General features: G+C 72.8%; 26 protein-coding genes. 9 read left to right on the top strand and 17 right to left on the bottom strand.

Annotated features, from left to right (window positions below; genetic code table 11):
• The first annotated feature begins 57 nt into the window (after positions 1-57).
• Both ACFV88_RS05585 and ACFV88_RS05580 read left to right on the top strand, forming a co-directional pair.
• Positions 58-1,497, top strand: a complete 1,440-nt coding sequence (locus ACFV88_RS05585; RefSeq protein ID WP_385486337.1) for an MFS transporter — start codon at positions 58-60, stop codon at positions 1,495-1,497.
• Positions 1,498-1,705: 208 nt separating this feature from the next.
• Positions 1,706-2,686, top strand: a complete 981-nt coding sequence (locus ACFV88_RS05580) for a sigma-70 family RNA polymerase sigma factor (RefSeq protein WP_385486335.1) — start codon at positions 1,706-1,708, stop codon at positions 2,684-2,686.
• On the opposite strand, the gene ACFV88_RS05575 is transcribed toward ACFV88_RS05580, so the two are convergent.
• Positions 2,597-2,950, bottom strand: a complete 354-nt coding sequence (locus ACFV88_RS05575) for an STAS domain-containing protein (RefSeq protein ID WP_385486333.1) — start codon at positions 2,948-2,950, stop codon at positions 2,597-2,599. The two genes, ACFV88_RS05580 and ACFV88_RS05575, sit on opposite strands and share 90 nt — an antisense overlap.
• 173 nt (positions 2,951-3,123) lie before the next feature.
• Positions 3,124-3,873, bottom strand: a complete 750-nt coding sequence (locus tag ACFV88_RS05570; RefSeq protein ID WP_385486331.1) for an alpha/beta hydrolase — start codon at positions 3,871-3,873, stop codon at positions 3,124-3,126.
• A gap of 113 nt (positions 3,874-3,986) precedes the next feature.
• Between ACFV88_RS05570 and ACFV88_RS05565 the strand changes: the two genes are divergently transcribed.
• Positions 3,987-5,150 carry an adenosine deaminase gene (locus tag ACFV88_RS05565; protein ID WP_385486329.1) on the top strand — a complete coding sequence of 388 codons (1,164 nt, stop codon included), beginning with the start codon at positions 3,987-3,989 and terminating at the stop codon, positions 5,148-5,150.
• A gap of 160 nt (positions 5,151-5,310) precedes the next feature.
• Positions 5,311-5,670, top strand: a complete 360-nt coding sequence (locus tag ACFV88_RS05560) for an ATP-binding protein (protein ID WP_385486327.1) — start codon at positions 5,311-5,313, stop codon at positions 5,668-5,670.
• Between the two features lie 65 nt (positions 5,671-5,735).
• On the opposite strand, the gene ACFV88_RS05555 is transcribed toward ACFV88_RS05560, so the two are convergent.
• The 5 genes from ACFV88_RS05555 to afsQ1 all read right to left on the bottom strand — a co-directional run bounded on the left by ACFV88_RS05555 (position 5,736) and on the right by afsQ1 (position 10,538).
• Positions 5,736-5,942: a PspC domain-containing protein gene (locus ACFV88_RS05555; protein ID WP_385486325.1), complete on the bottom strand. Its 207-nt coding sequence runs from the start codon at positions 5,940-5,942 to the stop codon at positions 5,736-5,738.
• Positions 5,943-6,027: 85 nt separating this feature from the next.
• Positions 6,028-6,603, bottom strand: coding sequence for a VanZ family protein (locus ACFV88_RS05550; protein WP_385486736.1), 576 nt, complete (start codon positions 6,601-6,603; stop codon positions 6,028-6,030).
• Positions 6,604-7,483: 880 nt separating this feature from the next.
• Complete coding sequence (locus ACFV88_RS05545; protein ID WP_385486323.1) at positions 7,484-8,104, bottom strand: hypothetical protein; 621 nt, start codon at positions 8,102-8,104, stop codon at positions 7,484-7,486.
• Positions 8,101-9,864, bottom strand: coding sequence for an ATP-binding protein (locus ACFV88_RS05540; protein WP_385486321.1), 1,764 nt, complete (start codon positions 9,862-9,864; stop codon positions 8,101-8,103). Before ACFV88_RS05540 ends, ACFV88_RS05545 begins: the two co-directional genes overlap by 4 nt.
• Positions 9,861-10,538, bottom strand: coding sequence for a two-component system response regulator AfsQ1 (afsQ1, locus tag ACFV88_RS05535; RefSeq protein WP_385486319.1), 678 nt, complete (start codon positions 10,536-10,538; stop codon positions 9,861-9,863). Before afsQ1 ends, ACFV88_RS05540 begins: the two co-directional genes overlap by 4 nt.
• A gap of 181 nt (positions 10,539-10,719) precedes the next feature.
• Here afsQ1 and ACFV88_RS05530 point away from each other — a divergent pair, with 181 nt between their 5' ends.
• The gene (locus tag ACFV88_RS05530; protein ID WP_385486317.1) at positions 10,720-11,469 is read left to right on the top strand and encodes a SigE family RNA polymerase sigma factor; all 750 of its coding nucleotides are present in this window, start codon (positions 10,720-10,722) and stop codon (positions 11,467-11,469) included.
• Between the two features lie 327 nt (positions 11,470-11,796).
• Here the strand turns inward: ACFV88_RS05530 and ACFV88_RS05525 are convergent, their stop codons facing one another.
• Entirely contained in the window at positions 11,797-12,435 is a 639-nt protein-coding gene (locus ACFV88_RS05525; RefSeq protein WP_385486315.1) for a uridine kinase, read from the bottom strand.
• Between the two features lie 126 nt (positions 12,436-12,561).
• On the opposite strand from ACFV88_RS05525, the gene ACFV88_RS05520 reads away from it, so the two are divergent.
• Positions 12,562-12,966, top strand: a complete 405-nt coding sequence (locus ACFV88_RS05520; RefSeq protein WP_385486313.1) for a hypothetical protein — start codon at positions 12,562-12,564, stop codon at positions 12,964-12,966.
• A 423-nt stretch (positions 12,967-13,389) separates the two neighbouring features.
• Here ACFV88_RS05520 and ACFV88_RS05515 read toward each other — a convergent pair whose 3' ends face one another.
• From ACFV88_RS05515 to ACFV88_RS05490, 6 genes are all read right to left on the bottom strand, one after another.
• A complete protein-coding gene (locus ACFV88_RS05515) occupies positions 13,390-14,280 on the bottom strand; it encodes an aldehyde dehydrogenase family protein (protein WP_385486311.1) in 891 nt (296 codons plus the stop codon).
• Entirely contained in the window at positions 14,273-15,709 is a 1,437-nt protein-coding gene (locus tag ACFV88_RS05510) for an aldehyde dehydrogenase family protein (protein WP_385486309.1), read from the bottom strand. The genes ACFV88_RS05515 and ACFV88_RS05510 overlap by 8 nt, the downstream gene beginning before the upstream one ends.
• 5 nt (positions 15,710-15,714) lie before the next feature.
• Positions 15,715-16,728 (bottom strand): deoxyribose-phosphate aldolase, encoded by a 1,014-nt coding sequence (deoC, locus tag ACFV88_RS05505; protein ID WP_385486734.1) that lies wholly within the window; start codon positions 16,726-16,728, stop codon positions 15,715-15,717.
• 132 nt (positions 16,729-16,860) lie between these two features.
• Positions 16,861-17,499, bottom strand: a complete 639-nt coding sequence (locus tag ACFV88_RS05500) for a beta-glucanase (RefSeq protein WP_385486732.1) — start codon at positions 17,497-17,499, stop codon at positions 16,861-16,863.
• Positions 17,500-17,824: 325 nt separating this feature from the next.
• Positions 17,825-18,475 carry a PH domain-containing protein gene (locus ACFV88_RS05495; RefSeq protein ID WP_385486307.1) on the bottom strand — a complete coding sequence of 217 codons (651 nt, stop codon included), beginning with the start codon at positions 18,473-18,475 and terminating at the stop codon, positions 17,825-17,827.
• A 68-nt stretch (positions 18,476-18,543) separates the two neighbouring features.
• The gene (locus ACFV88_RS05490; RefSeq protein ID WP_385486305.1) at positions 18,544-19,044 is read right to left on the bottom strand and encodes a hypothetical protein; all 501 of its coding nucleotides are present in this window, start codon (positions 19,042-19,044) and stop codon (positions 18,544-18,546) included.
• 90 nt (positions 19,045-19,134) lie between these two features.
• Between ACFV88_RS05490 and ACFV88_RS05485 the strand changes: the two genes are divergently transcribed.
• A complete protein-coding gene (locus tag ACFV88_RS05485) occupies positions 19,135-20,112 on the top strand; it encodes an NAD(P)-binding domain-containing protein (RefSeq protein WP_385486303.1) in 978 nt (325 codons plus the stop codon).
• A 52-nt stretch (positions 20,113-20,164) separates the two neighbouring features.
• On the opposite strand, the gene ACFV88_RS05480 is transcribed toward ACFV88_RS05485, so the two are convergent.
• The 3 genes from ACFV88_RS05480 to ACFV88_RS05470 form a co-directional block, all read right to left on the bottom strand.
• Positions 20,165-21,826, bottom strand: coding sequence for a phospho-sugar mutase (locus ACFV88_RS05480; protein WP_385486301.1), 1,662 nt, complete (start codon positions 21,824-21,826; stop codon positions 20,165-20,167).
• A 42-nt stretch (positions 21,827-21,868) separates the two neighbouring features.
• Complete coding sequence (locus tag ACFV88_RS05475; RefSeq protein WP_385486299.1) at positions 21,869-22,693, bottom strand: purine-nucleoside phosphorylase; 825 nt, start codon at positions 22,691-22,693, stop codon at positions 21,869-21,871.
• A 487-nt stretch (positions 22,694-23,180) separates the two neighbouring features.
• A complete protein-coding gene (locus tag ACFV88_RS05470) occupies positions 23,181-23,618 on the bottom strand; it encodes a gamma-glutamylcyclotransferase (protein ID WP_351240199.1) in 438 nt (145 codons plus the stop codon).
• A 118-nt stretch (positions 23,619-23,736) separates the two neighbouring features.
• On the opposite strand from ACFV88_RS05470, the gene ACFV88_RS05465 reads away from it, so the two are divergent.
• Together ACFV88_RS05465 and ACFV88_RS05460 are read left to right on the top strand one after the other, a co-directional pair.
• Positions 23,737-25,185: an NAD(P)H-quinone dehydrogenase gene (locus ACFV88_RS05465; RefSeq protein WP_385486297.1), complete on the top strand. Its 1,449-nt coding sequence runs from the start codon at positions 23,737-23,739 to the stop codon at positions 25,183-25,185.
• A 122-nt stretch (positions 25,186-25,307) separates the two neighbouring features.
• Complete coding sequence (locus ACFV88_RS05460; protein ID WP_385486295.1) at positions 25,308-26,291, top strand: DeoR/GlpR family DNA-binding transcription regulator; 984 nt, start codon at positions 25,308-25,310, stop codon at positions 26,289-26,291.
• Positions 26,292-26,293 lie beyond the last annotated feature (2 nt).

Below are 26,293 nucleotides of genomic sequence, written 5' to 3'. Positions count from 1 at the left end.
CGATTATGGACGTTCCATGCATTGGACGCATGAGAATCCCGGTCGTACGTTCAGGACATGCCTGCCGCAAGTACCGGGGCGGTCACACGGTCCACCGGGCGCGCCCCGGCGACCACCGTCGTGACCGCCGCCCCGCCCGCCGCCCCGTCCCCGATCACACCCGCCACCTCGACCGTCGCCCCGGCCACCCGCGCCGGGGCCGGGGACGCCGCGCCGCCCGCTGCTTCGGACCGGCGCCTGGCCCCCGGCGGCCCCGGCTACCGTCGGATGAGCCTCGCCCTGTTCCTCGCGGGCCTCGCGACCTTCGCCCTGCTGTACTCGACCCAGGCCCTGCTCCCGCTGATCTCCACCGAGTTCGCCGTCGGCGCGGCCGACGCCAGCTGGACGGTGTCCGCCGCCACCGGCGCCCTCGCCCTGTTCGTCCTGCCGCTGAGCGCCCTGTCCGAACGGTTCGGCCGCCGCACCCTGATGACCGTGTCGCTGGCCGTCGCGGTCGGGGTGTCCCTGCTGATCCCGTTCGCCCCCTCGCTCGGCGCGCTGATCGCGCTGCGGGCCGTGCAGGGCGCCGCACTGGCCGGCGTGCCCGCCTCCGCCATGGCGTTCCTCGCCGAGGAGGTGCGGCCCAAGGCCCTGGTCGCCGCGATCGGACTGTTCGTCGCGGGCAACAGCATCGGCGGCATGAGCGGCCGGGTCGTCACCGGCTGGGTCGCCCAGGAGTGGGGCTGGCGGGTCGCGCTCGGCGTGCTCGGACTGTTCGCCGTGCTGACCGCGCTGGCGTTCCGGGCCCTGATCCCCGCGCCCCGCCACTTCACGGCCGCGCCGCTCAGCCCGCGCCACCTCGGCCGCACGGTCCGCGAGCACCTGGCGAACCCGCTGCTGCGCCGGCTGTACGCGATCGGCGCCCTGTTCATGACGGTGTTCGGCGCGGTGTACACGGTGATCGGCTACCGGCTCACCGAGGCCCCGTTCTCGCTGCCCCAGGGCGTGGTGGGTTCGATCTTCCTCGTCTACCTGGTGGGTACGGTGTCCTCGGCCGCCGCCGGTCAACTCGTCGCCCGGCTCGGTCGGCGCGGAGCCCTCTACCTGGCGGGCACGACCACCTCGATCGGGCTGTTGCTGTCGCTCGCCGATTCGCTCGTCTGGGTGCTCGCCGGACTGGTGCTGATCACCGCCGGGTTCTTCGCCGGGCACGCCGTCGCCTCCGCGGCGGTCAGCCGCACCGCCACCCACGGACGGGCCCAGGCGTCGGCGCTGTACCAGTCGGCGTACTACCTGGGCTCCAGCGCGGGCAGCACCGTCGGAGCGCTGGCGTTCCACGCCGGCGGGTGGCCGGCCGCCGTGGCCCTCGGAGTGTTCGCCGTGGTCGGAGTGGTCGTGATCACACTGGTGGGCACCCGCGCCGCCCGGGTGGCCGCCCGGACCGCCGCGCCCGCCGTCCGACCGTCTACCGGTCCGGTGGTGGGACGGTACCGAGGGGTGGCCCGCGCGGCGCGGTGAATGCCGGCCCGGGGCGGCGTCGCGGGGCGACCGCCTCGGCACGGGCACGGGCACGGGCAACGAGCAGACAGGCGAACCACGTTACGCCGACCACGAGGGCCGTGCAGGCAGAAGACGCAGGCCAGCCCGATTGTCAGTGGCCTCCTGTACGTTTCCCGTGCTGGCGCCGCACAGGGGCGACGCCGACACCACAGGGGTGGGCTGGACCATGACTGACAGTACGGCGGCTATCGACCTCGACGTCCGGTTGGAGAAGCACCGGGTGGAGCTGACGGGGTACTGCTACCGCATGCTCGGCTCGTCCTTCGAAGCGGAGGACGCCGTCCAGGACACGATGGTCCGCGCCTGGCGCAGCTTCGACAAGTTCGAGGGCCGTTCCTCGCTGCGCTCCTGGCTGTACCGCATCGCGACCAACGTCTGCCTGGACATGCTGAACGCGGGCAACCGCCGGGCGCGCCCGATGGACCTCACCGAGCCGCAGCACCACGCGACGGCGGTCCTCAAGGAGCGCGCCGAGCCCACCTGGTTGGAGCCCGCCCCCGACGGCCGGGTCCTGCCCGACACCGCCGGTCCCGAACAGGCCGTGGTGGCCCGGGAGTCGGTGCGCCTCGCGTTCATGGCCGCGCTCCAGCACCTCCCGCCCAAGCAGCGGGTGGTGCTGATCCTGCGCGAGGTGCTGGCCTGGCGCGCCCAGGAGGTCGCCGACCTCCTGGGCACCTCGGTGGCCTCCGTCAACAGCGCGCTCCAGCGGGCCCGCTCGACGCTGGCCGCGGCGAACGTCCGGGAGTCCGACGCGGCCGAGCCCGCCGACGAGGAACAGCAGAAGCTCCTCAAGCGGTACGTCGAGGCGTTCGAGGGCTACGACATGGAGCAGCTCACCGCCCTCCTCCACGACGACGCGGTGCTGTCCATGCCCCCGTACGACCTCTGGCTCCAGGGCCACGACGAGATCACCGGCTGGATGCTGGGCCACGGCGCGGTCTGCCGGGGCTCGATCCTCGTCCCGACCGTCGCCAACGGCACCCCGGCGTTCGCCCAGTACCACGCCACGCAGACCCCGGGCCGCTACGAGCCGTGGGCGCTCCAGGTGGTGGAGATCTCAGACGGTCGGATCGTGGAGATCACCAACTTCCTCGACACGGCCCGGTGGTTCCCGCTGTTCGACCTCCCGCTCCACCTGGAGCGGTAGCCCGACCAACCGGATCAGTTCCCGCAGTGCGGGGGGCGGATCGCGCACGACGATCCGCCCCCCGGCGCGGCGGGCGGTCAGCTGGAGGCGGGCCAGCAGGTCGACGGCTGCGAGACCGGGGGCGACGAGCGCCCCCGCGTCGCAGACGACCCGGCCCGACCCGGTCGCCGCCAGCCGCAGCCGCACGTCCTCGCACAGCAGGATGACTTCTCCCCGCACCACCTCGGCGGGGAGTACCAGAACAGCAGGTGAATTGACGTCCACGCACGGTAGACCGCGCCCCCCGACAGAACTCATCGCCCACCGCCCGGCACGGCGCGGCCGTCACGGCGGAACGTCCTTCTTCGCGTAGCGGTACGGACAGAGCACGGAACCGTGCTGCTCAGGGGGAGAGCACCGCAAGAGGGCAGCCGGCGCGCGACGGGGCGCACACCGCGCTACGTGCCGCCGAAGCCGGAGGCCAACGGCATCCGCAGCCCCAACGGCGGCGGCGCGGCCAACGCATCGGCCACCGGCCGGGCGAACCGCACCCCGAACAACGTGCCGAGGACGAAGTTCACGGACAGCGCCCGCACCTCGTCCTGGTACTGGCGCAACCCGTGCCCGTCCGCGTGCACCTCGAACCGGCAGATGTCCCGATTGGCCTTCTTCGCCCGGGCCGCCAACCGGAACGACAGCTCGGGATCGTTCCGTACGTCCTTCGTGCCGTGCACGATCATCACTCGCCGTCCGGCCAGCTGCTTGACCGGCTCCGGCGGCTGTGCCCCGCCCTCCTCGGGCAGCCAGGGCGCCAGCGCCAGCACGGAGTGCACCGCCGGATGCCCACCCGCCCGGAGCGCGGCCCGCCCGCCCATCCCGACCCCGGCGAGGCACACGGGCACGTCCCCGTACCGTCGGACGGCCTCGTCGGCGGCCCACTGGGCGTCCGAGGCCAACAGGGCCTGCGGCCCGTTCCAGCCGCGCGCCCGGTATCGCACCACATGGGTGACGAGCCCCTTGCTCCGGCCCCGACGGGCCAGATGCCGCCCGAGACCCCGGGCGGAGCTCACCGCCAGCCGCGCAGGACGCCGCTCCGAGGTCTCCTCGCCCCCCGGCAGCACCAGCACGACCCCGCTCACCGCCGCGCCCACGGGCCCCCGCGCCTTCTCCAACCGCGCCGCGCGCACCTGAGCCGCTCCCAGTCCCATGACAGAACACTCCCAGAAGTAGTGGTGCGTGCCACGCGTCCTTGGGATCACCTTTACGTATCGGCGGATCGCCACCCCTCGGTATCTACGCGCGTAGGAGGTACAGTGCGCAAATGACGAGCCAGACCAGTCAGCACCCCGAGCCCCCCAGCGCCGACCAGATCCGCCGGGCTCCCAAGGTCCTTCTGCACGACCACCTGGACGGCGGCCTGCGCCCCGGCACCGTGGTCGACCTCGCCCGCGAGAGCGGGTACGACGCCCTCCCCGAGACCGACGCCGACAAGCTCGGCATCTGGTTCCGGGAGGCGGCCGACTCCGGTTCGCTGGAACGGTACCTGGAGACCTTCGCGCACACCTGTGCCGTCATGCAGACCAAGGAGGCCCTGTTCCGGGTCGCCGCCGAGTGCGCGGAGGACCTCGCCGAGGACGGCGTCGTCTACGCCGAGGTGCGCTACGCGCCCGAGCAGCACCTGGAGAAGGGCCTCACCCTCGAAGAGGTCGTCGAAGCCGTCAACGACGGCTTCCGCGAGGGCGAGCGCCGGGCCAGGGAGAACGGCCACCGCATCCGGGTGGGCGCCCTGCTGACCGCGATGCGCCACGCGGCCCGCGCCCTGGAGATCGCCGAACTCGCCAACCGCTACCGCGACCTCGGCGTCGTCGGGTTCGACATCGCGGGTGCCGAAGCGGGGTTCCCCCCCACCCGGCACCTCGACGCCTTCGAGTACCTCAAGCGCGAGAACAACCACTTCACGATCCACGCCGGTGAGGCGTTCGGTCTGCCCTCCATCTGGCAGGCCCTCCAGTGGTGCGGCGCCGACCGGCTCGGCCACGGAGTGCGGATCATCGACGACATCGAGGTCGCCGAGGACGGTTCGGTCAAGCTCGGCCGACTCGCCTCCTACGTCCGCGACAAGCGCATCCCCCTGGAGCTGTGCCCGACCTCCAACCTCCAGACGGCAGCCGCGGCCTCCTATGCGGAGCACCCCATCGGACTGCTGCGCCGCCTGCACTTCCGGGCGACCGTGAACACCGACAACCGGCTGATGTCGGGCACCAGCATGAGCCGCGAGTTCGAGCACCTGGTCGACACGTTCGGATACTCGCTCGACGACATGCAGTGGTTCACCGTCAATGCGATGAAATCAGCGTTCATTCCTTTCGATGAACGTCTCGCCATGATCAACGACGTGATCAAGCCCGGATACGCCGAGTTGAAGTCCGCGTGGCTCTTCGAGCAGACCGCTTCGACCAGGGGTTCCATCGCCCACGAGGGCTAAGAAGCACAGCGCGCGGGCGGCCGGGTGAACCAACACTCCGGCCGCCCGCGCGTGTTTGCGGCGACCCTGCGCCATGGCTACGTTTCTTGACCGCTCGTCTCGGAAATGTCGCTCTTTCGCGCCCGCAACAGCGCGTTCAACAGCAAGGACGCAATTCTTCATGAAGCAGTCTGCCGCCAAGACCCTTGGTGTCGCCGCGCTCGGTGCCGCTTTCGCCGCAGTCGGCGCCGGTGCCGCGAACGCCGCTCCCGCGGTGCCCGACGCCACCTCCGCCGTGGGCGGTGTCGCCAGGACCCTCCCGCTCGCCGACGCGGCGAAGATCCTCCCCGTCGCGGACGCCAGCAAGCTCGTGCCCGACACCCGTTCCGTGGAGGCCACGAAGACCGCTCTCGGCACCGCGGCCACCACCGCCCGGCCGACCATCACCCAGGCGCTGACCGGCGCCCTGCCGACCAAGGGCCTGCCCCTGGTCGGCGGACTCCTCGGCGGCCTGCCGGTCAACGGGATCCCGCTGGGCTGACCCCACTCGCGCACGACGAGGCCCGCCGACCGGTGAGTCGGCGGGCCTCGTCGTGCGCTACGGGACTACCAGGAGGTACGGGCGGTGGCGGACTTCTCGCTCGGCAGGAAGAACCACAGGGCCAGGTAGAGCAGGAACTGGGGGCCCGGCAGCAGGCACGAGACCACGAAGAACACGCGCATCGTCATCGCGGAGGTGCCGAAGCGCCGAGCCAGCGCCGCGCACACTCCGCCGATCATCCGTCCGTTGGTGGGGCGGGCCAGGGCGGTCATGGGGGGCTCCTTCACGAGGTGTGACGGTCAGTGTCGGGCCGGCGCGCCGGGTGACTGTCCCCCGTGGCGGCCGATGTCCTCCACGCTACGGACGGGAAGCGGGCAAAACATCACTCTGCGGGGCGATACCGACCCTGGTAATCGTCGGGGTCACCCCCTGGGGTCGCTCCTCCCGGTACGTCGACGGGGCGGGGGCGGGCGCCCTACGGGGTCGCCGGGCCCGGCGGCGGAGCCCGGCCCGGACGGCCGGCACCACGGCGAGGTGCGTCAGGGCGACGCCCGTCGTGTTCAACAGGAGCGAGTCGACGTCCACGACCTGGCCCGGAACCCCCGTCTGGAACATCTCGATGCCCAAGGACAGCAGCCCCGCCGCAGTCACGGTCCGCAGCAGCGACCCCCAAAGGGAAACGTTCAACCTGCCGCCCACGGCGGGGAGGAGAACACCCAGCGGAGCCAACAGGGCCAGCGCCTCGCCGATCTGCCGCAGTGCCGCCCGCGGGCCCAGCGCGAGGTCCGCCTCGATGCCCGCCAGGGGGCGGAAGTTCGGTGCGCTGACCCAGGGGACGTCGAGGGGACGCAGCGTGACCCACCCCACGAGGAGGAGGTGGGCCAGCAGGAGGGTCCCCCCTGCCGCGCGGATGTGGAAGCCTTTGCGCTGCACGCAACCAAGGACGACACCTGGCCGCTCGTCGGTTCCGTCGAGCGGGACGGCCGCACCGTGGCCCCCGTCACCCCCGTTCGCCGGGTGCGTGGTGGTCACCCGGGGTCCCCTGGCCTTGTTCGCCGGCTGGCGGGTCCGCCGTGCTCACCCGCGCAGTTCCCCGCGCCCCTTGGTCGGGACGCCCTGGCCTTGTTCGCCGGGTGGCGGGTCCGTCGCGCTCACCCGCGCAGTTCCCCGCGCCCCTAACGGGACCCGTACCGAGACGCCCCCGAAGGCCCCGCACGAGGACGCCCCGAAAGGGGCGCGGGGAACGGCGCGAGCAAGCACAGCGCACCCGCAGGGCACCGCGGCCCAAGCGGAGGGCACCGCGCAGCGCAGCGCACCGTGCCGCGCACCCGCACGAGGGCGCCCTGAAAGGGGCGCGGGGAACGGCGCGGGCAACCACCACGCACTCGCAGGGAACCGCGGTCCGCAGGACGGACCCCTGCGCAGCGCACCGTGCCGAGCCGCGCACCCGCACCAGGGCGCTCCGAAAGGGGCGCGGGGAACGGCGCGAGCAAGCACCACGCACCCGCAGGGCACCGCGGCCTAAGCGGAGGGCACCGCGCAGCGCACCGTGCCGAGCCGCGCACCCGCACGAGGGCGCCCCGAAGGGGGCGCGGGGAACGGCGCGGGCAACCACCACGCACTCGCAGGGCACCGCGGTCCGCAGGACGGACCCCTGCGCAGCGCACCGTGCCGAGCCGCGCACCCGCAGGGCACCGCGGCCTAAGCGGAGGGCACCGCGCAGCGCACCGCGGGCAAGCACCACGCACCCCCCAGGCCACCGCAAGCCCAAGCGGATCGCCCCCGAGCCCCCGGACCCCCCGTCAGGGAACCCTCAGGGGCCGGGCGCCAGAACCGTACTGGGCGGTTCGTGAAGCGCGGGCCGCGCCCGAACCTCAGGCGTGCACTCGTACGCACGCAACGGATCGACCCCGGGCCCACCCAGGATCACCCGCCCGTCCCGCGACGCAGCCGCCGAGTTGGCCAACGTGCACACGAGCTGCGCCAGCGCGAACGGCGACAGGTCCTCCGCCGGCGCACTGAGCCGCAACGCGTCGTCGGGGTCGCCGCCACGCGGCCCGGACACGGTCACCCCGTCCGGGACTTCCGTGGAGTACCCCGCCTGCCGCTCCGCCCGGGACACCCGCTGCCCCAACTCGTCGAGGAGCGCCCGCGCCACCCGCCCGCGGTCCTTCTCGGAGGTCTGCCCCGCCGGCAGCTCCACCCGCCGGTCCACCGGCACGAGCTCCGCCGCGCACACCAGGAACACCTGTACCGGGACGCCGCCCGTGGACTGCTTGCTCGTGGCGGGCTCCGACACCTCGCACGGCTCCCGGGACGGGGCGGGCCCGAAGTCCGTCGGCACCTCCGTGGGCCGGATGCCGCACGCCGAGGCCACCAGCCCCAGCAGGGACATCGCGATCCCCGCGGTCAGCCGTCGTCGCCGCGCCGTCACCGCACGCCCCCCTGCCGGTCCCCGGGCACCCCGGGGGCGCGGGCCGGGTCCGTCTCGGAGACGTCGCGCGGCAGTCGCAGGGTGAACACCGCGCCCCCCTCGTCCGAGTTGGCGGCGGTGATCTCCCCGCCGTGGATGTGGGCGTTCTCCAGTGCGATCGACAGTCCGAGACCACTGCCCTCGGACCGCGGCCGGGACGCGCTCGCCTTGTAGAAGCGGTCGAACACGTGGGGCAGGACGTCGAGGGGGATGCCGGGCCCGTGGTCCCGCACCTCGATCAGTACGTTCCCCTCGCGCACCGCAGGGCCCTCCGACGCGTCCGCGTCGTGCACGTCCACCGCCTCGTGCACGTCCACCGCGTGGTGGGCCTCCACCGGGCCCGTGGCCTGTGCCGGGCCCGTGGCCGCGGAGCCGCCCACCGAGCCCCCGCCCTCCGTGCGCACCGCGACCCGGACCGGGGAACCCCCGTGCTTGAGGGCGTTGCCGATGAGGTTCGCGAGGATCACGTCGAGGCGGCGCGGGTCGACCCGGGCCATGATCCCGCGCTCGGCGTCCAGGTCCACCGCGTCCAGCCAGGCGCGGGCGTCGATGCAGGCGGTGATCTGGTCCGCGATGTCGACGTCGTCCAGGACGAGCCGGGCGGTGCCCGCGTCGAAGCGGGTGACCTCCATCAGGTTCTCGACCAGGTCGTTCAGCCGTCGCGTCTCGCTCACCACCAGACGCACCGCGGGCTCGATCATCGGGTCCACACTGCCGGTCTCCGCGTCCAGTTCCTCTTCCAGCACCTCGGTGACGGCCGTGATCGCGGTCAGCGGGGTCCGCAGTTCGTGCGACATGTCCGCCACGAACCGGCGGGACGATTCGTCACGGGCGCTCATCTCGGCGACCCGCTTCTCCAGGGCCTGCGCGGCCTGGTTGAACGTCCGTGACAACTCGGCCAGTTCGTCCGTGCCGGACACCCGCAGCCGGGTGTCGAGCTTGCCCTCGCCGAGTCGTTTCGCCGCGGCGCCCAACCGGTGCACGGGTTTGAGGACCGTCGTCGCCGCGGCCTGGGCGAGCAGCGCCGCCCCGATCAGCGCCAGCCCCGTCGCGATCGCCAGCGACCAGGCCAGCGAGTTGAGGTCCTTGGCCTCCGGCTCCAGGGACTTGAGCATGTAGCCCGTGGGCCCGCCGCCGATCAGCCGGGTCCCGGCGACCAGGTAGGGAGTGTCGTCGTCGGCCGTGATCCGCTGCCAGTACAGGTGGTACGGGGACCGGTTGGTGGAGGTCAGCGGCTGCTGCTTGTCCACGGCCGCCCGCAGCGAGCGCGGGACGTCGTCCAGGGTGAACGCGTCCAGGTGGGAGTTGCCGATGACGGTGGAGCCGTCCGCGTCCTCGGCCATCAGCAGCACGCTGAAGCGCTGGCTGCTCGTCGCCATCTGCCCGGCCGTGTCTTGGAGTTCGTTCTGGGTGGGACGGCCCGGCAGGATGCCCGCCCGGTTGCTCATCTCCTGCTGGAAGTCGTTGAGCGCCGCGTCCTGGGCACGGGTGAGCACCGCCTCGCGGTTCAGCCAGTACGCGATGCCGGACGCCGCCACCGCCGCCGTCAGCGCCACCAGACCGAACACCAGGACCAGCCGCAGTCGCAGACTGGTGAACCTCAGCGACGCCGACACCGCGCGCCGGGCCCTCGCCCAGCCGCGGGCCGCCCGCTGCTCGCCGCGGGAGGCGGCGGCGTCCCGATCGACCGTGCGCTCCCGCTCGCCGGGCTCCTCGGTCACTGAGGCGTGTCCAGCCGGTAGCCCACGCCGCGCACCGTGCGGATCAGCGTCGGGGAGGACGGGACGTCCTCCACCTTCGCCCGCAGCCGCTGCACGCACGCGTCGACGAGCCGCGAGTCCCCGAGGTAGTCGTGCTCCCAGACCAGCCGCAGGAGTTGCTGCCGCGACAGCGCCTGGCCCGGCCGGCGGCTCAGCTCCAGCAGCAGCCGCAGTTCGGTCGGGGTCAGCTGGAGGTCCTCGCCGTTCTTGGTGACGGTCATCGCCGCCCGGTCGATGACCAGGCTGCCGAAGGTCGCCGAGTCCGTGGATTCCCGCTCGCCGCGCCGCAGCACGGCCCGGATGCGGGCGTCCAGCACCCGCCCCTGCACGGGTTTGACCACGTAGTCGTCGGCGCCGGACTCCAGCCCGACGACCACGTCGATGTCGTCGTTGCGCGCGGTCAGCAGGATGATCGGCAGCTGGTCGGTGCGGCGGATGCGACGGCACACCTCGAAGCCGTCGATGCCCGGCAGCATCACGTCCAGCACGATCAGGTCGGGCCGCTGTTCACGCAGCAGTTGGAGGCCGTCCTCGCCGGTGGCAGCGGTGGCCACACGGTGCCCTTGGCGCGTCAGCGACAGCTCCAGGGCCGTACGGATGGCGTCGTCGTCCTCGATCAGCAACAGGGAAGGCACGGACGCCATTCTGTCCCATGGCGCCACGGGCTTTCGACGGGTGGGCCCGAGCCGGTCCCCGCCGTGCCGTCCGGACCCCTGTGACAGTGCTGTGACAGTCGGCGGACAACGTCATGAAGTGCCCCCGGCAGGATTCTCGTCATCGCAAGGAACACGGATCGGCACCGACGGGGGGCGCGAGATGAACAAGCTGCACAGCATCAACGCGAGCGCGGTCGTCACGCGTCTTCACGACGGCGGACGGGGGAACGGTTCCAGCGACAAGTCCGGTGCCGTGAGCGGGCGGGGGTGCGCTCGCGGCACCGGGCGTCATCAGCACACCGCGTACATGACGGTGGTCGACACGCCGCACGGGGGCAGCGCGACCGCACCGGCCGCGGGGGAGCGGCAGGTCAGGTCGGAGGCGAACGCCGAAGCGGCGTTCACCGCCTACGTCCAGGAACGCCGGGCCTCCCTGTACGCCACCGCCTACCACCTGACCGGGGACCGCTTCGAGGCGGAGGACCTCCTCCAGAGCGCCCTCTTCTCCACGTACCGGGCCTGGGACAGGATCAGCGACAAGGCCGCCGTCGGCGGCTACCTGCGCCGCACCATGACGAATCTGCACATCAGCGCGTGGCGGCGGCGCAAGCTCAACGAGTACCCGACGGAGGAGCTGCCGGAGACGGCCGGCGACACGGACGCGATGCGCGGCACGGAACTGCGCGCGGTCCTGTGGCAGGCGCTCGCCCGGCTGCCCGAACTCCAGCGGACGATGCTGGTCCTGCGCTACTACGAGGGCCGCACCGACCCGGAGATCGCGGAGATACTCGGCATCAGCGTCGGCACGGTGAAGTCCAGCATCTGGCGCTCGCTGCGCCGGCTGCGCGAGGACGAGGTCCTCAGCTTCGGCCGTGACGAGGAGGAGTCCTTCGGGGAGCTGGTCGCCTAACCGCGACCGGGGCTGCCGGGACGCGGCACCGGGCCACTGTGGGGGTGGCGACGGCGCCGGGTGTCCGGGAGCGACGGGGGACGAGGGAGTGCCGCACGGCGGGGGATGCCGGTGGTACGGGTCCGTCGGGGGACGGGCCGCCCGTGCTGGGGGGCACGGGGCGAACGGGGGGTACACGGGGGAGAGACCCACCGGGGGGTGGGACACGGGGGAACGGCCCCAACGGGAGAGCGGCAACCACCGGGGGGTGGCACCGCGGGGCCGTGAGAGCAGGACCGAAGGCCGGGGGGTCTTTTCGGTCCTGCTCTTCCGTGTGTCCGGCGGACGTCAGCCGGTCCGTACCGAGGTGTCAGCGCCGAGCGCCCCGGCCACCCGGGCCGCGGCCTCCGAGGGCCCACAGGCGTGTGCTCCCAGGCGCACCTGGCGCCCCACGATCCCGCGTTCGGACCGCATCAGCCGCCACCCCCGCCGCAACAGGAACCCGACGGGCTTGCGGGACTCCCGCAGGTCCCGCACCAGCCGTCGCCGGAACGTGGTCGCGGGGCGGCCCCGCAGACAGATGGCGTCCGCGAGGAGCCCCCGTTCCCGACACCGTCCGACGATCTCCGCCGCGAAGATCCCCTCGGCGATGACCAGCGGCGCCCCGGCCAGGTCCACCTCCTTGACCCCGGTACGGGAACTCGTGGAGATGTCGTACACCGGAACCCCGGTCCGTCCCGTGGTGCACAGCTCGGCCAGCGCGGCCAGCGCCGTGTCGGCGTCCCAGGAGCGGGGCGAGTCCCAGTCCACGTCGGAGGTGTCCGGCACGAGCGGCAGGGTGGGGTCGTCGATCTCCTTGTAGAAGTCGTCGAGGCACAGCACGGGCAGCCCGCAGCGCTCGGCGAACGACGACTTTCCGGAACCGGAGGGCCCGGTGAGCAGCACCACACGGGCCGGTGACGGGGGTATGTCGGGAAGAGAACTCACGAGAGTCCAGTGTGCGGCATCCGGTGGCGCCGGCCGACCCCCGCGGGTCGACTTTGCGGCCCGCCCGCCCACTCAACTACGCTTCGTGAGTCCTTGATTACGCATCTCGCATCCCAGGCGGCACTCATGGCACGTCACCAGGTCCATCCGTCCCGTCAGACCCCCACCACCCCGCGGGCGCTGCTGCGTGCGGGCCTCGTGCTCGGCGCGGTCGCCCTGGCGGGCGGCGCGGGTGCGACGAGCGCCGCCGCGGCCCCCGGCGCCGTGCCCACGCCGGTCGGTGAACTCGACGCACGGGCCGCCACCGGGGCCCTCACCGACACCGTGGGCTACGTCACGGGGCCGCTCACCGCGCTTCAGGTGAACCCGCTCGCGAAGACCGGGGTCGATCCGTTGGCCAACGGGGTCGGCACTCAGGTCGCGGACTTCAAGCCGCTGTCCACGACGGCGCTCACGGCGCCGCTGTCCCGGGGGGACTCGCTGAGTGACCTGCCGGTCGTCGGTCAGGTCACCGGGCTGCTCACGCGCTGACCGCGGCCCCTGCGGGTGCGCTGTCCCGTGCGGGTGCGTGGTGGTTCTGCGCAGTTCCCCGCGCCCCTATCGGGGCCCGATCCGGCTCGGGTCCGCTGTCCCGTGCGGGTGCGCGGTCGTCTTCGCGCAGTTCCCCGCGCCCCTTATCGGGCCCGTGTGGGTTACGGCCGGTGGCAGGCGGAGTGCACCTGCACCAGGGCGCCCCGACAGGGGCGCGGGGAACGGCGCGAGCAACCACAGTGCAGCCGCACGTGCCAGCGCACGCGGGCCAGAGCGGCCCCGATAGGGGCGCGGGGAACTGCGCGAGCAACCACAGTGCAGCCGCACGTGCCAGCGCACGCGAGCCAGGGCGCCCCGATAGGGGCGCGGGGAACTGCGTAGAACCACCACGCACCCGCAGGGGTCCTTACGGGGTGGGGCCGGTCAGTAGGAGGAGCCGGATGCGCCGAGGGAACCGGTCGGGTGCCACACGGTCTTGGTCTCCAGGAACGCGGTCAACCGGCGGGTGCCCGGATCGGCGGACCAGTCCTCGGCACGGGGCCGCAGCACCCGCTTGAGGTTGTCGGCCGCCGCGACCTCCAACTCCGTCGCGAGCGCACCATCCGCACCCGTCAGGTCGATCGCGTTGACGTCGGCATGGGCGGCGAGCGGGGCGGCGATCTCCCGCGTCCCGCCGGACAGCACGTTGACCGTGCCGCCGGGCACGTCGGAGGTGGCCAGCACCTCACCCAGGGACAGCGCGGGCAGCGGGGCCCGCTCGCTGGCGACCACCACGGCGGTGTTGCCGGTCGCGATGACCGGGGCGAGCACCGACACCAGTCCCAGGAACGACGAGTCCTGCGGTGCCAGCACGGCCACCACGCCCGTCGGTTCGGGCGAGGACAGGTTGAAGAACGGGCCCGCGACCGGGTTGCCGCCGCCCGCCACCTGGGCGATCTTGTCGGTCCAGCCCGCGTACCAGACCCAGCGGTCCACCGCGGCGTCCACCCGGGCGCCGGCCTTCGCCTTGGACAGGCCCTCCGCCTCGGCGACCTCCCGGACGAACTGCTCCCGGCGGCCCTCCAGCATCTCGGCGACCCGGTACAGGATCTGGCCCCGGTTGTACGCGGTCGCCCCCGACCACGGCCCGAACGCCTTGCGGGCGGCGACCACCGCGTCCCGGGCGTCCTTGCGGGACGAGCGCGGCGCGTTCGCGAGCCAGGCGCCCTTGGAGTCGGTCACCTCGTACACCCGTCCGCTCTCGCTGCGGGGGAACTTGCCGCCCACGAACAGCTTGTAGGTTTTGAAGACGCCCAGCCGGCCGTTGTCAGACATCGAGGTACCCCTCCAGACCGTGACGGCCGCCCTCGCGGCCGTGGCCCGACTCCTTGTAGCCGCCGAACGGCGACGTGGGGTCGAACTTGTTGAACGTGTTGGACCAGACGACCCCGGCCCGCAGCCGGTTCGCCACGGCGAGGATGCGCGAGCCCTTCTCGGACCAGATGCCGGCCGAGAGCCCGTACGGGGTGTTGTTGGCCTTGGCGACGGCCTCGTCCGGGGTGCGGAAGGTCAGCACCGACAGGACCGGGCCGAAGATCTCGTCCCGGGCGACGGTGTGGGCCTGGGTCACGCCCGTGAAGACGGTCGGCGCGAACCAGTAGCCGGCGGACGGCAGCTCACAGGGCGCGGTCCAGCGCTCGGCGCCCTCCGCCTCGCCGCGCTCGGTCAGGGCGCTGATCCGGGCGAGCTGCTCGGCGGAGTTGATCGCACCGATGTCGGTGTTCTTGTCCAGCGGGTCGCCCAGGCGCAGCGTGGTCAGCCGGCGCTTCAGCGCGTCGACCACCTCGTCGTGCACCGACTCCTGCACCAGCAGCCGGGAGCCCGCGCAGCAGACCTGGCCCTGGTTGAAGAAGATGCCGCTCACGATGCCCTCGACGGCCTGGTCGATCGGGGCGTCGTCGAAGACGATGTTGGCGCCCTTGCCGCCCAGCTCCAGGGTGAGCTTCTTGGCGGTGCCGGCGACCGTGCGGGCGATCTCCTTGCCGACGCCCGTGGAGCCGGTGAACGCGACCTTGTTCACGTCCGGGTGCGCGACCAGCGCCGCGCCCGCGTCCCCGTAGCCGGGGAGGATGTTGACGACGCCCTTGGGCAGGCCCGCCTGACGGCAGATGTCCGCGAAGAACAGCGCCGACAGCGGGGTGGTCTCGGCGGGCTTCAGGACGACCGTGTTGCCGGTGGCGAGCGCCGGGGCGATCTTCCACGCCAGCATCAGCAGCGGGAAGTTCCACGGGATGACCTGGCCGGCGACGCCCAGCGGCTTCGGGTCGGGGCCGTAGCCCGCGTGGCCCAGCTTGTCGGCCCAGCCGGCGTAGTAGAAGAAGTGCGCGGCGACCAGCGGCAGGTCGGCGTCGCGGGTCTCGCGGATCGGCTTGCCGTTGTCGAGGGTCTCCAGCACCGCCAGTTCACGGCTGCGCTCCTGGATGATCCGGGCGATCCGGAACAGGTACTTCGCCCGTTCGGCGCCCGGCAGCGCCGACCAGCTCCCGAACGCCTTGCGGGCCGCCTTCACGGCGCGTTCCACATCGGCCTCGCCGGCCTGCGCGACCTCACAGAGCACTTCCTCCGTGGACGGCGACACGCTCTTGAACACCCGGCCGTCCGCCGCGTCGACGAACTCGCCGTCGATGAACAGGCCGTACGAGGGCGCGAGGTCGACGACCGCGCGCGACTCGGGCGCGGGCGCGTACGCGAACATGCTTGTCATCGTGATCAGTCCACCGTCACGTAGTCGGGGCCGGAGTAGCGGCCGGTCGCCAGCTTCTGGCGCTGCATCAGCAGGTCGTTCAGCAGGGACGAGGCGCCGAACCGGAACCAGTCGTTGTCCAGCCAGTCCCCGCCCACCGTCTCGTTCACCAGGACCAGGAACTTGACCGCGTCCTTCGTGGTGCGGATGCCCCCGGCGGGCTTCACTCCGACCTGGACGCCGGTGCGGTCCCGGAAGTCACGGACCGCCTCCAGCATCAGCAGGGTGTTCGGCGGGGTGGCGTTCACGGCGACCTTGCCGGTCGAGGTCTTGATGAAGTCGGCGCCGGCGAGCATCCCGAGCCAGGAGGCGCGGCGGATGTTGTCGTACGTCGACAGTTCGCCCGTCTCGAAGATGACCTTGAGCCGGGCGGCTCCGCTGGCCTCCTTCACGGCGCGGATCTCCTCGTACACCTTCAGGTAGCGCCCGGAGAGGAAGGCGCCCCGGTCGATGACCATGTCGATCTCGTCGGCGCCCGCCGCGACGGCGTCGCGCACGTCGGCGAGCTTCACGTCGAGCGCGGCCCGGCCCGCCGGGAAGGCGGTGGCCACCGAGGCGACCCTGACCCCGGTCCCCGTGACGGCCGCCTTCGCGGTCTCCACCATGTCCGGGTACACGCAGACCGCGGCGACCTTCGGGGTCGCGGGGTCCGTCGGGTCCGGGTGCGCCGCCTTCGCGCCGAGGGCCCGGACCTTGCCCGGGGTGTCGGCGCCCTCCAGGGTCGTCAGGTCGATCATCGAGATCGCCAGGTCGATGGCGTACGCCTTCGCCGTCGTCTTGATCGAACGGGTGCCCAGGGCGGCGGCGCGGGCTTCGAGGCCCACCGCGTCCACGCCGGGCAGGCCGTGGAGGAAGCCGCGCAGGGCCGTGTCCGATGCGGTGACGTGCGCGAGGGGGTGGTCGTCCGGGGTGCGGGCGGCTGGACCGGTCGGGCTGAGGGGACCGGTGGCCGTCGGCGCTGGGGGCGGAATCGTGGGCATGGTCACGAGCTGAGCATATCTACGCGCGTAGTAGCTGTACAGGTCGGGAGGTAAAGGTCGTGGGGACGGGGTCGGTCAGGTGTAGGACGAGCCCGGATCGGGGCGGGGGCGTGCCCGATCCGGGCCGTCGGCTCAGGGGCGGTACACCCGCAGGTGGGCCACCTCGTACGACATCGCCGAGGTTCCGGGGTCCGGCGCCGGGTGGTAGCGGCCCGCGCAGACGGACAGGTTCACGATGAGGTGGGCGTACCACCGCCACCCCACCCCGCGCCGGTCGGTGTACGCGCGCTCCCCGTTCACCCACCACACCACCGACCAGGTGCCGAACTCCACCGCCAGGTCGACCCACCGGCCGGGGCCGACGGAGGGGTCGCGGTGGTAGCGGTAGCCCCCGCGCACCCGGTTGGAGAGTTCCAGCAGGTCCGGGTTGTCGGGGTGGTACTCGAAGACGTCGATCTCCTGGCCCCCGTCGCGCCAGGTCCAGATCGCGGGCCAGGCGCCCGTCTCGACCGGTAGGCGCACCCGGGCCTCCAGCACGTCCCCGGCCCGGACCGTGAAGCCCTCCTCGCTGCCCTCGGTGGTCAGGAGCCCCGCGTTCCACAGGCCCTCCAGCCGGCGGGTCGCCCGGAAGGTGCCGGTGCGGCTGTACGAGGGGTCGGCCACCAGGTAGTCGAGCTTGTCGTCGCCCGGGTTGGTGGGGCCGCCGTCGGGATACGCCCAGGAGCGGCCCGCCACCCACTGGGTGGTGGAGGTGAAGTCGGCGGTGAACACGGGGGTGCCGGACGTGGGGGGCTGGCGGCGGGCGCGGTCGGCCCGTGGCCGTGCGGAGGGGTCCGCGCTCGGTCGCCAGCGCGCGCGGAGCCGGGTGAGAACGTTGGTGCGCACGTCACTCCTCTCCGGAACGGGTGCTTCCGGGAGGTTCTGCCCGATGCCGGAGCGCTCAAGCACGAGAGCTCGCATTCCGCACCGGATTCATCACTTAAGGTGATGATCGTCATGGCGGGGCGTCGGTTGCGCACCCAGCGACTCGTGTCCGTGGCTCCTGGCTCGCGGCTCGTGCCCCTTCGCTCGTGCCCCTTCGCTCGTGCCCCGTGGCTCAGGTGACCGCCAGCAGCACGGCCAGCAACACCGCGCCCGCCGCCGACGGGGCCAGCACCTCGTACGCCCAGCGCACCACGGGCCGCCCCTGCGCCGACTCGGCGCCGCTGCGTCGCTCCGCCAGCTCCCGCAGGTCCTCGACGATCTGGTCGGACGGGGACCGGACGGGTGACGCCGTCAACGAGGTGCGCCCCGACGGGTCGTCCATCGCCGCCCTGCTCTGCTGCCGGGCCGCCTTCTTCCGGGCCCGCAGGGACACCGGAAGAGCCCACAACTGGTACTTCACGCCCGCGTCGTCGAAGACCTCGTTGGAGTAGCCGGCCCGGACGTTGCCCACGCAGCTCCACGGCAGGGTGATCGTCCGGAACGGGTTGCGGACGCGGAGCCGGTCGTCGTTGACGAACACCGCCGGCCGGATCGTGTACGCCACCACCAGCGGGACGAGGAACAACAGCGCCGCCAGCGCCATCCAGGGGGCATTGCCCTCCCCGTGGGCCACCGCGTCCACGCCCAGCCAGGCGCCCAGCGCCAGCAACAGCACGCCGCCCGCGATACCGGCGGAGGACCGGAAGACCCGGTCCTTGACCGGGGGCTCCGCCGGCGTCCCCGGTGAGGACGGCGCGGGCGTGGGGCGATCGGAACTCGTCATACCAACGATTCTGCCCCACCCGACCACCTCCGGGCCCGGGGGCCGGGTGGCCCGGGCCCGAGCACGGTTCACCAGCCCTGGCCCACGAACGGCTCCACCCGGGACTCCAACCACAGCAGACAGGCCCAGGACACCAGGGAGAGGGCGAGCAGGGCCGCCGTGAGCGAGGCGGCGAGGGTCGCCGCACCGGGCAGGTGCGCGGCCCGGTGCCGCAGCGCGGTGCCCACGAGCGACCAGGCGGCCAGCGTCAGCGCCGGCACGCCGAACAGCATCAGCGGCAGTTCCCCGTACACCAGACTCAGGTCCCGCTCGCCCTCGAAGGCCCCGCTCACCCCCGGAGCCGCGCCGTGCAGCCAGACCGCGAACCCGACGGCCCCCGCCACGACGGCGATCACGCACCCCGCCACGGAACTCGACCGGCTGTAGGGGTGCTGCCCGCCCCCGCCGCCGTCCGCTTCGACTGCTTCGTCCGTGCTGTCAGCCTCATCCGCTTCCGCAGCCCCTCCCCCCTCGGGCCGGAACCCGAAGGGGAAGTGTTCTTTCTGCTCGTTCTGCCCGTGCTCCCGCATGTTCCCGATGACGCCTGAGCCGGTCCGTGAGTTCCTGAAACGCCCGTCCACACGAACCTTCCGGTGAGTTCCTCACTTCAAAGTGCGTTCTTGATCCCCCTGCCGGCCACCACCAAGGTGGAGGCAACGGCGACCGACGAGGGAGAGGGCCACGGGATGAGGGCGGGGACGGCGTCCGTGCGGGGAGACGTCAGCGTGCTGGGACTCGGGGACATGGGAGCGGCGCTGGCCGGGGCGTTCCTCGGCGCCGGGCGGCGGACCGTGGTGTGGAACCGGACGGCGGCCCGGGCGGACCCACTCGTCGAACGGGGCGCCCTGCGGGCCGCGGACGTCCGGGCGGCGCTGCGGGCCAGCGGGCTGGTGGTGGTCTGCCTGCTCGACTACGCGAGCGTGCGGGACGTGCTGGAACCCGTGGCCGACGAACTGCGCGGCCGGACGCTCGTCAACCTCACCAACGGCTCGCCCGCCGAGGCCGCCGCGTTTGCCGAGTGGATCGCGGCGACGGGGGCCGCCTACCTGGACGGCGGGATCATGACCGTACCGCAGACCGTCGCCACGCCCGGGGCGTTCGTGCTCTACAGCGGCCCCGCGGAGGCGTTCGCCGACTGGCGGGTCGACCTGGAGGTCCTCGGCGCCGCCCACCACCTCGGCGCCGACATCGGACTCGCCCCGCTCTACGACCTGGCGCTGCTCAGCGGCATGCAGCTGATGTTCGAGGGCTTCCACCTGTCCGTCGCCATGGCGACCTCCCGCCCCGGGGGCGGTGCCGCCGCCTTCACCGACCTCCTGGTGCCCTGGCTGACCGGCATGACCGCCCTGATGCCCGCCTTCGCGCAGGAGATCGACGCGGAGGCCGCGCACGGCACGGCGCCCGCGCTCACCCAGGGCATCGACGTCCAGGTGGCCGGGGTGGGCAACATGATCGCGGCGGCCCGGGACGCCGGGGTCGACGCCACCGCCCTGGAACAGTCCCTCACCGCCCTGCGGGCGCTGTCCGCCGCCGGGCACCGGCAGTGGAGCGCCCCGCTGTCCGTGCGCGGGCTGCGGACCGGGACGGCCGGGCCCTGATCGGCCCGGTTCCGGTGCACCGACCCCCCGGTCACCGGAACCGGGTCCGCCGTCAGATGCCCGCGGCCTTCGCCAGGTCCCGCTTCAGCTCCGCCAACACGGCCGCCGCCTCGGTACGGGCCCGGGGCAGGTCCTCGTGGGAGGCGACCGGAACGATGGCCTCCAGGTAGCACTTCAGCTTGGGCTCGGTGCCGCTGGGCCGCACGATCACCCGGGCGCCGTCGAGGGAGTAACGCAGACCGTCGGTCGGCGGCAGCGCCTGCGTCCCCTCGGTCAGGTCCTCGGCCCGGAGCACCGGCCGGCCCGCCAGCGCGGTGGGCGGGTGCGCGCGCAGCGCCCGCATGGCGTCGGCGATCACCGACACGTCCGCCACCCGGACGGAGAGCTGGTCGGTGGCGTGCAGACCGTGCTCCACCGCGAGGTCGGCCAGCAGGTCCAGGAGCGTGCGCCCCTGTTCCTTCAGCTCCGAGGCCAGCTCCGTGATGAGCAGCGCCGCCGTGATGCCGTCCTTGTCCCGGACGCCCTCCGGATCGACGCAGTACCCGAGCGCCTCCTCGTAGCCGTACCGCAGACCCTCCACCCGGGCGATCCACTTGAACCCGGTCAGGGTCTCCTCGTACCCGACGCCGGCCGCCGCCGCGATGCGGCCCAGCAGCGACGAGGAGACGATCGACTCGGCGAACACCCCGGTCGCGCCCCGACGGACCAGGTGCGCCGCGAGCAGCGCCCCGACCTCGTCGCCGCGCAGCATCCGCCAGTCGCCGTCGGCGCCGTCCGGGACGGCCACCGCACAGCGGTCCGCGTCCGGGTCGTTGGCGATGACCAGGTCCGGGCGGGCGGCGCGGGCCGTCGCGAAGGCGAGGTCCATCGCACCCGGTTCCTCCGGATTGGGGAAGGCGACGGTCGGGAAGTCGGGGTCCGGCTCGGCCTGCTCGACGACCAGCACCGGAGCGGGGAAACCCGCCCGGGCGAACGCGGCCAGCAGGACGTCCTTGCCCACGCCGTGCATCGCGGTGTAGACGGTGCGCGCGGTGCGTGCGGAGCCCGGGGCGAGGACCGCGTCGGTCCGGGCCAGGTACGCCGCCACGACCTCGTCGCCCAGGGTCGTCCACCCGCCGTCCGGACGCGGCACGTCCGCGAGGGCGGCCACCGCCGCGATGCGGTCGGCGATCTCCGCATCGGCCGGCGGCACGATCTGCGAACCGTCGCCCAGGTAGACCTTGTAGCCGTTGTCCCGGGGCGGGTTGTGGCTGGCGGTCACCTCGACGCCCGCGACCGCCCCGAGGTGACGGATGGCGTACGCGAGGACCGGGGTGGGCAGCGGGTGCGGCAGCACGGCCGCGCGCAGTCCGGCACCCGCCATGACGGCGGCCGTGTCCCGGGCGAAGTCCGCCGACTTGTGGCGCGCGTCGTAGCCGATCACCACCAGGCCGTCCGCGTGCCCCTCGTCCCGCAGGTACGCGGCCAGGCCCGCTGCGGCGCGGATGACCACGGCACGGTTCATCCGCTGGGGGCCCGCGCCCAGCTCACCGCGGAGCCCCGCGGTGCCGAACTGGAGGGTGCCGCTGAAGCGGTCGGCCAGTTCGGCGACGGCTGCCGGGGCGTCCGGGCCGTCCAGCCGGGCCAGCAGGTCGGCCAACTCGTCCCGGGTGTCCGGGTCGGGGTCCTCGGCCAGCCAGGTCCGGGCGCGGGTGATCAGCTCGTCGTGCTGCACGGTTGTGCCTCTCGGTGTCCGGGGTGGGTGGTGCCCACGCTGTCAGATGCGGTCCAGCACCTGGGCGAGCAGAGTGCCCATCCGGGAGGCGGAGTCCCGACCGGCCTGGAGGACCTCCTCGTGGTTGAGGGGTTCACCCGTCATGCCGGCGGCGAGGTTGGTCACCAGGGAGATGCCGAGCACCTCGGCGCCCGCCTCGCGGGCCGCGATGGCCTCGAGCACGGTGGACATCCCGACCAGGTCGGCGCCGATGGTGCGGGCCATCCGGATCTCGGCGGGCGTCTCGTAGTGCGGGCCGGGGAACTGGGCGTAGACGCCCTCTTCCAGGGAGGGGTCGATCTCCTTGCACAGGGCGCGCAGCCGCGGCGAGTACAGGTCCGTGAGGTCGACGAAGTTCGCGCCGACGATCGGGGAGGTCGCCGTGAGGTTGAGGTGGTCGCTGATCAGGACCGGCTGACCGGGGCGCATGCCCTCGCGCAGACCGCCGCACCCGTTGGTGAGGACGATCGTCTTGCAGCCGGCGGCCACGGCGGTGCGCACGCCGTGCGCGACCGAGGCGACGCCGCGGCCCTCGTAGTAGTGGGTGCGGCCCAGGAAGACCAGGGCGCGCTTCTCGCCGATCCGGTACGAACGGATCCGGCCGCCGTGACCCGCCACGGCGGGGGGCGGGAAGCCCGGGAGGTCCGTCACCGGGAACTCGTGCTCGGGCTCGCCCAGGGCGTCGACCGCGGGGGCCCAGCCGGAGCCCATCACGAGGGCGACGTCGTGGGAGTCCGCGCCCGTCAGCTCGCGGAGGCGGGTTGCGGCGGTGTCCGCGGCGGTGTGCGGGTCGCCCTGGATGTCGTCCGGAAGAAGAGATGCGTTCACGCGCATGAGCGTAGCTCGATTTCGCCTACGCGCGTAGACCTAATCTTCGAGCGCGCTTCGATCGTTGCCTGGTTGTTTCCGTCCCCGGTTCCGTGGGGGTGCGGTGCGCTGTCGGTCTGCGCAGTTCCCCGCGCCCCTTGATCGGGCGCCCTCGCCTGGTCCGTCAAGTGGCGGTCCGCTGTGGTTGCTCGCGCAGTTCCCCGCGCCCCTGACGGGGCCCACCCGCCGGGGGCAACCGGAGCGCCCCAAAGGGGCGCGGGGAACGGCGCGGATGACGACAGCGCACCGCACAGCACAACGCACCCCCACCGGAGCGTCCCGAAGGGGCGCGGGGAACGGCGCGGGCAACCACACCGCACCCGCAGAGCACCGCGCAGCGGAAGTCGCACCCGATAGGGGCGCGGGGAACTGCGCACAAGCGCAACGCACGCCAGCGGAACACCGCACCCCGAGCCCAGCGCAGCGGACCGGCACCCCCGCGCAGCGCTCAGCAGGGCCGCTTACGGAGCTCCATGACGTAATCGTGAGGCGCCCCCGCCGATTCAGCGGCGTCCGCAAGCTCCCCGAGGTACCGGGCGGACGGCAACCCGCCTTCGTACCCGTTCAAGACGTACACCCACGCGGGCTCCTCCGCGTCCAACGTGTGCACCCGCACCCGCATCCGGCGGTAGATGTCGAGCCCGACCCCCTCCCACCGGTCCATGGAGTCCTCGTCCATGGGCGCGATGTCGTACAGGGCGACGAAGACCTGCGACCGGGGCGCCTCGACGATCGTCGCGAGAGCGCCCTCCCAGCCCATGTGCTCACCCCCGAAGGTCAGCCGCCAGCCGTTGAGCCATCCTGTGGCGCGCAGCGGCGAGTGCGGTGCGCGGCGCGTCATGAGCCGCGCGTCGAGATTGCCGGCGTACGCGGCGTAGAGCGACATGGAGTCGAGGGTACGGCAGCCGCGCCATCTGCCCCTCCCGTACCGGAAGTGCCCCTCTGAAGAGGGAGGCTGCGGCAGCCGGCCCCCCGGAGGCGCGGGTTTTGAAGCGTGCGGGACAATGGGGGACGTGACTCGGATCGTGATCATCGGTGGTGGGCCCGGCGGCTATGAGGCGGCGCTGGTTGCCGCCCAGCTGGGCGCGGAGGTGACCGTCGCCGACTGCGACGGTCTGGGCGGAGCGTCGGTGCTGACCGACTGCGTGCCGTCGAAGACGTTGATCGCGACCGCCGAGGTGATGACCACCTTCGACTCGTCGTACGAGGAACTGGGGATCATCGTCGCCGATGACACCCCCCACGTGGACACGCCCGCGCGTGTCGTGGGCGTGGACCTCGGCAAGGTCAACCGTCGGGTGAAGCGACTCGCCCTGGCGCAGTCGCACGACATCACCGCGTCCGTCACCCGGGCCGGCGCCCGCGTGGTGCGCGGTCGCGGCCGGTTGGAGGGGCGGCAGGCGGCGGACGGCAGCCGTACCGTCGTGGTCACCGCCGCGGACGGCACCGAGGAGCGGTTCGTCGCCGACGCGGTGCTGATCGCCACCGGCGGGCACCCCCGGGAGGTGCCCGACGCGCAGCCGGACGGGGAGCGCATCCTCAACTGGACGCAGGTGTACGACCTGGCGGAACTGCCCGAGGAACTCATCGTCGTGGGTTCCGGCGTCACCGGCGCCGAGTTCGCGGGCGCCTACCAGGCCCTGGGCTCCCGGGTCACCCTGGTCTCCAGCCGGGACCGGGTGCTGCCCGGTGAGGACCCCGACGCGGCGGCCGTCCTGGAGGACGTGTTCCGGCGGCGCGGCATGAACGTCATGGCCCGCTCGCGCGCCGAGTCCGCCAAGCGGGTCGGCGACCGGGTGGAGGTCACCCTGTCGGACGGACGGGTCATCTCCGGCACGCACTGCCTGATGGCGGTCGGCGCGATCCCCAACTCCCAGGGCATGGGCCTGGAGGAGGCGGGCGTCAGGGTCAAGGACTCCGGCCACATCTGGACGGACCGGGTGTCCCGGACGTCCGCGCCCGGCGTCTACGCGGCCGGTGACGTCACCGGCGTGTTCGCGCTGGCCTCGGTGGCGGCGATGCAGGGACGCATCGCGATGTACCACTTCCTGGGCGACGCGGTGACCCCGCTCAACCTGAAGACGGTCTCCTCGAACGTCTTCACGGACCCCGAGATCGCCACGGTGGGTTACACCCAGGCCGACGTGGACGCGGGCAAGATCGACGCCCGGGTCGTCAAGCTGCCGCTGCTGCGCAACGCCCGGGCGAAGATGCAGGGCATCCGGGACGGCTTCGTGAAGATCTTCTGCCGTCCGGGCACCGGCATCGTGGTCGGCGGCGTCGTGGTGGCCCCCCGTGCCTCGGAGCTGATCCACCCGATCTCCATCGCCGTGGACAACAACCTGACCGTGGAGCAGATCGCCAACGCGTTCACGGTGTACCCCTCGCTGTCCGGGTCGATCGCCGAGGTCGCGCGCCAGCTCCAGACCCGCAAGTCGGAGGGCGAGGGCTGAGTTCCGCCGGTCGGCACCGGGTGCGACCCACCCGGTGCGATGCGGGGCGATCGGGGTTTATACCACTGTGCGTGGTCCTGTGCGAACAACTTCCGCTCTTCGCCGCAAACTGCTGAAAGCAGATGGTCGTTGGGGTTACTGTCAGTTTCGTGTTCGCTGCAGAACGTCGTCAGTTGATTCTCGAAATGGTGCGCGCCAACGGAGCCGTTTCGCTCCGTGAGCTCGCCCGCGTCGTCCAGACCTCCGAAGTGACCGTACGGCGGGACGTACGGGCACTGGAGGCAGAAGGACTCCTCGACCGCCGCCACGGCGGTGCGGTACTGCCGGGCGGATTCACCCGGGAATCCGGCTTCCCCCAGAAGTCCCACCTCGCGACCGCCGAGAAGACGGCGATCGCCGATCTCGCGGCGGGCCTCGTCGAGGAGGGCGAGGCCATCGTCGTGGGGGCGGGGACCACCACCCAGGAGCTGGCCCGCCGGCTCGCCCGGGTCCCGGGCCTGACGGTGGTGACCAACTCGCTGCTGGTGGCCCAGGCCCTCGCCCACGCCAACCGGGTCGAAGTGGTGATGACCGGCGGGACCCTGCGCGGTTCCAACTACGCCCTGGTGGGCAGCGGGGCCGAGCAGTCCCTCCAGGGGCTGCGGGTGTCCCGGGCCTTCCTCTCCGGGAGCGGGCTGACCGCCGAACGCGGTCTGTCCACCTCCAACATGCTGTCGGCCAGCGTCGACCGGGCCCTGGTGCAGGCCGCCGCGGAGGTCGTGGTCCTCGCCGACCGCACCAAACTCGGCACCGACACCATGTTCCAGACGGTGCCGACCGATGTGATCACCCGGCTCGTCACCGACGATCCGCCCGCGCACGACGACCGGGCCGCCACCGAACTCCAGGCGCTCGCCGACCGGGGCGTCCAGATCACCGTCACGGGCGGCGGCAGTGGCGGTGCGGCTGCCGAAACGGCTCCGGCGGGGCGCCAGCCGCGACGGGACGTCAACCTGCCGGGGCCGCGCCGCGGCCCCCAACTGCGCAGTGCCGCCTCGGTGCTCGCAGAGGGCGGCCAACCGGGCGAACGAACCGCTTCCCGGGTCGCTGACCTGCGGCGTCGCTGAAC

The sequence above is a fragment of the Streptomyces sp. NPDC059816 genome (genome assembly GCF_042732055.1).
Classification (GTDB): domain Bacteria; phylum Actinomycetota; class Actinomycetes; order Streptomycetales; family Streptomycetaceae; genus Streptomyces.
Note: the sequence above shows the minus strand (reverse complement) of the source record. Positions and strands in the feature narration are given on the sequence as shown.

Bases quoted from the DNA above. Each gene is read 5' to 3' on its own strand.
- ACFV88_RS05580 (WP_385486335.1), top strand. From the start codon at position 1,706: ATGACTGACAGTACGGCGGCTATCGACCTCGACGTCCGGTTGGAGAAG.
- ACFV88_RS05470 (WP_351240199.1), bottom strand. From the start codon at position 23,618: ATGTCGCTCTACGCCGCGTACGCCGGCAATCTCGACGCGCGGCTCATG.
- deoC (WP_385486734.1), bottom strand. From the start codon at position 16,728: ATGCCCACGATTCCGCCCCCAGCGCCGACGGCCACCGGTCCCCTCAGC.
- ACFV88_RS05565 (WP_385486329.1), top strand. From the start codon at position 3,987: ATGACGAGCCAGACCAGTCAGCACCCCGAGCCCCCCAGCGCCGACCAG.
- ACFV88_RS05520 (WP_385486313.1), top strand. From the start codon at position 12,562: ATGGCACGTCACCAGGTCCATCCGTCCCGTCAGACCCCCACCACCCCG.
- ACFV88_RS05560 (WP_385486327.1), top strand. From the start codon at position 5,311: ATGAAGCAGTCTGCCGCCAAGACCCTTGGTGTCGCCGCGCTCGGTGCC.
- ACFV88_RS05585 (WP_385486337.1), top strand. From the start codon at position 58: ATGCCTGCCGCAAGTACCGGGGCGGTCACACGGTCCACCGGGCGCGCC.
- ACFV88_RS05460 (WP_385486295.1), top strand. From the start codon at position 25,308: ATGGTCGTTGGGGTTACTGTCAGTTTCGTGTTCGCTGCAGAACGTCGT.
- ACFV88_RS05530 (WP_385486317.1), top strand. From the start codon at position 10,720: ATGAACAAGCTGCACAGCATCAACGCGAGCGCGGTCGTCACGCGTCTT.
- ACFV88_RS05570 (WP_385486331.1), bottom strand. From the start codon at position 3,873: ATGGGACTGGGAGCGGCTCAGGTGCGCGCGGCGCGGTTGGAGAAGGCG.
- ACFV88_RS05515 (WP_385486311.1), bottom strand. From the start codon at position 14,280: ATGTCTGACAACGGCCGGCTGGGCGTCTTCAAAACCTACAAGCTGTTC.
- ACFV88_RS05495 (WP_385486307.1), bottom strand. From the start codon at position 18,475: ATGACGAGTTCCGATCGCCCCACGCCCGCGCCGTCCTCACCGGGGACG.
- ACFV88_RS05490 (WP_385486305.1), bottom strand. From the start codon at position 19,044: ATGCGGGAGCACGGGCAGAACGAGCAGAAAGAACACTTCCCCTTCGGG.
- ACFV88_RS05465 (WP_385486297.1), top strand. From the start codon at position 23,737: ATGGGGGACGTGACTCGGATCGTGATCATCGGTGGTGGGCCCGGCGGC.
- ACFV88_RS05555 (WP_385486325.1), bottom strand. From the start codon at position 5,942: ATGACCGCCCTGGCCCGCCCCACCAACGGACGGATGATCGGCGGAGTG.
- ACFV88_RS05510 (WP_385486309.1), bottom strand. From the start codon at position 15,709: ATGACAAGCATGTTCGCGTACGCGCCCGCGCCCGAGTCGCGCGCGGTC.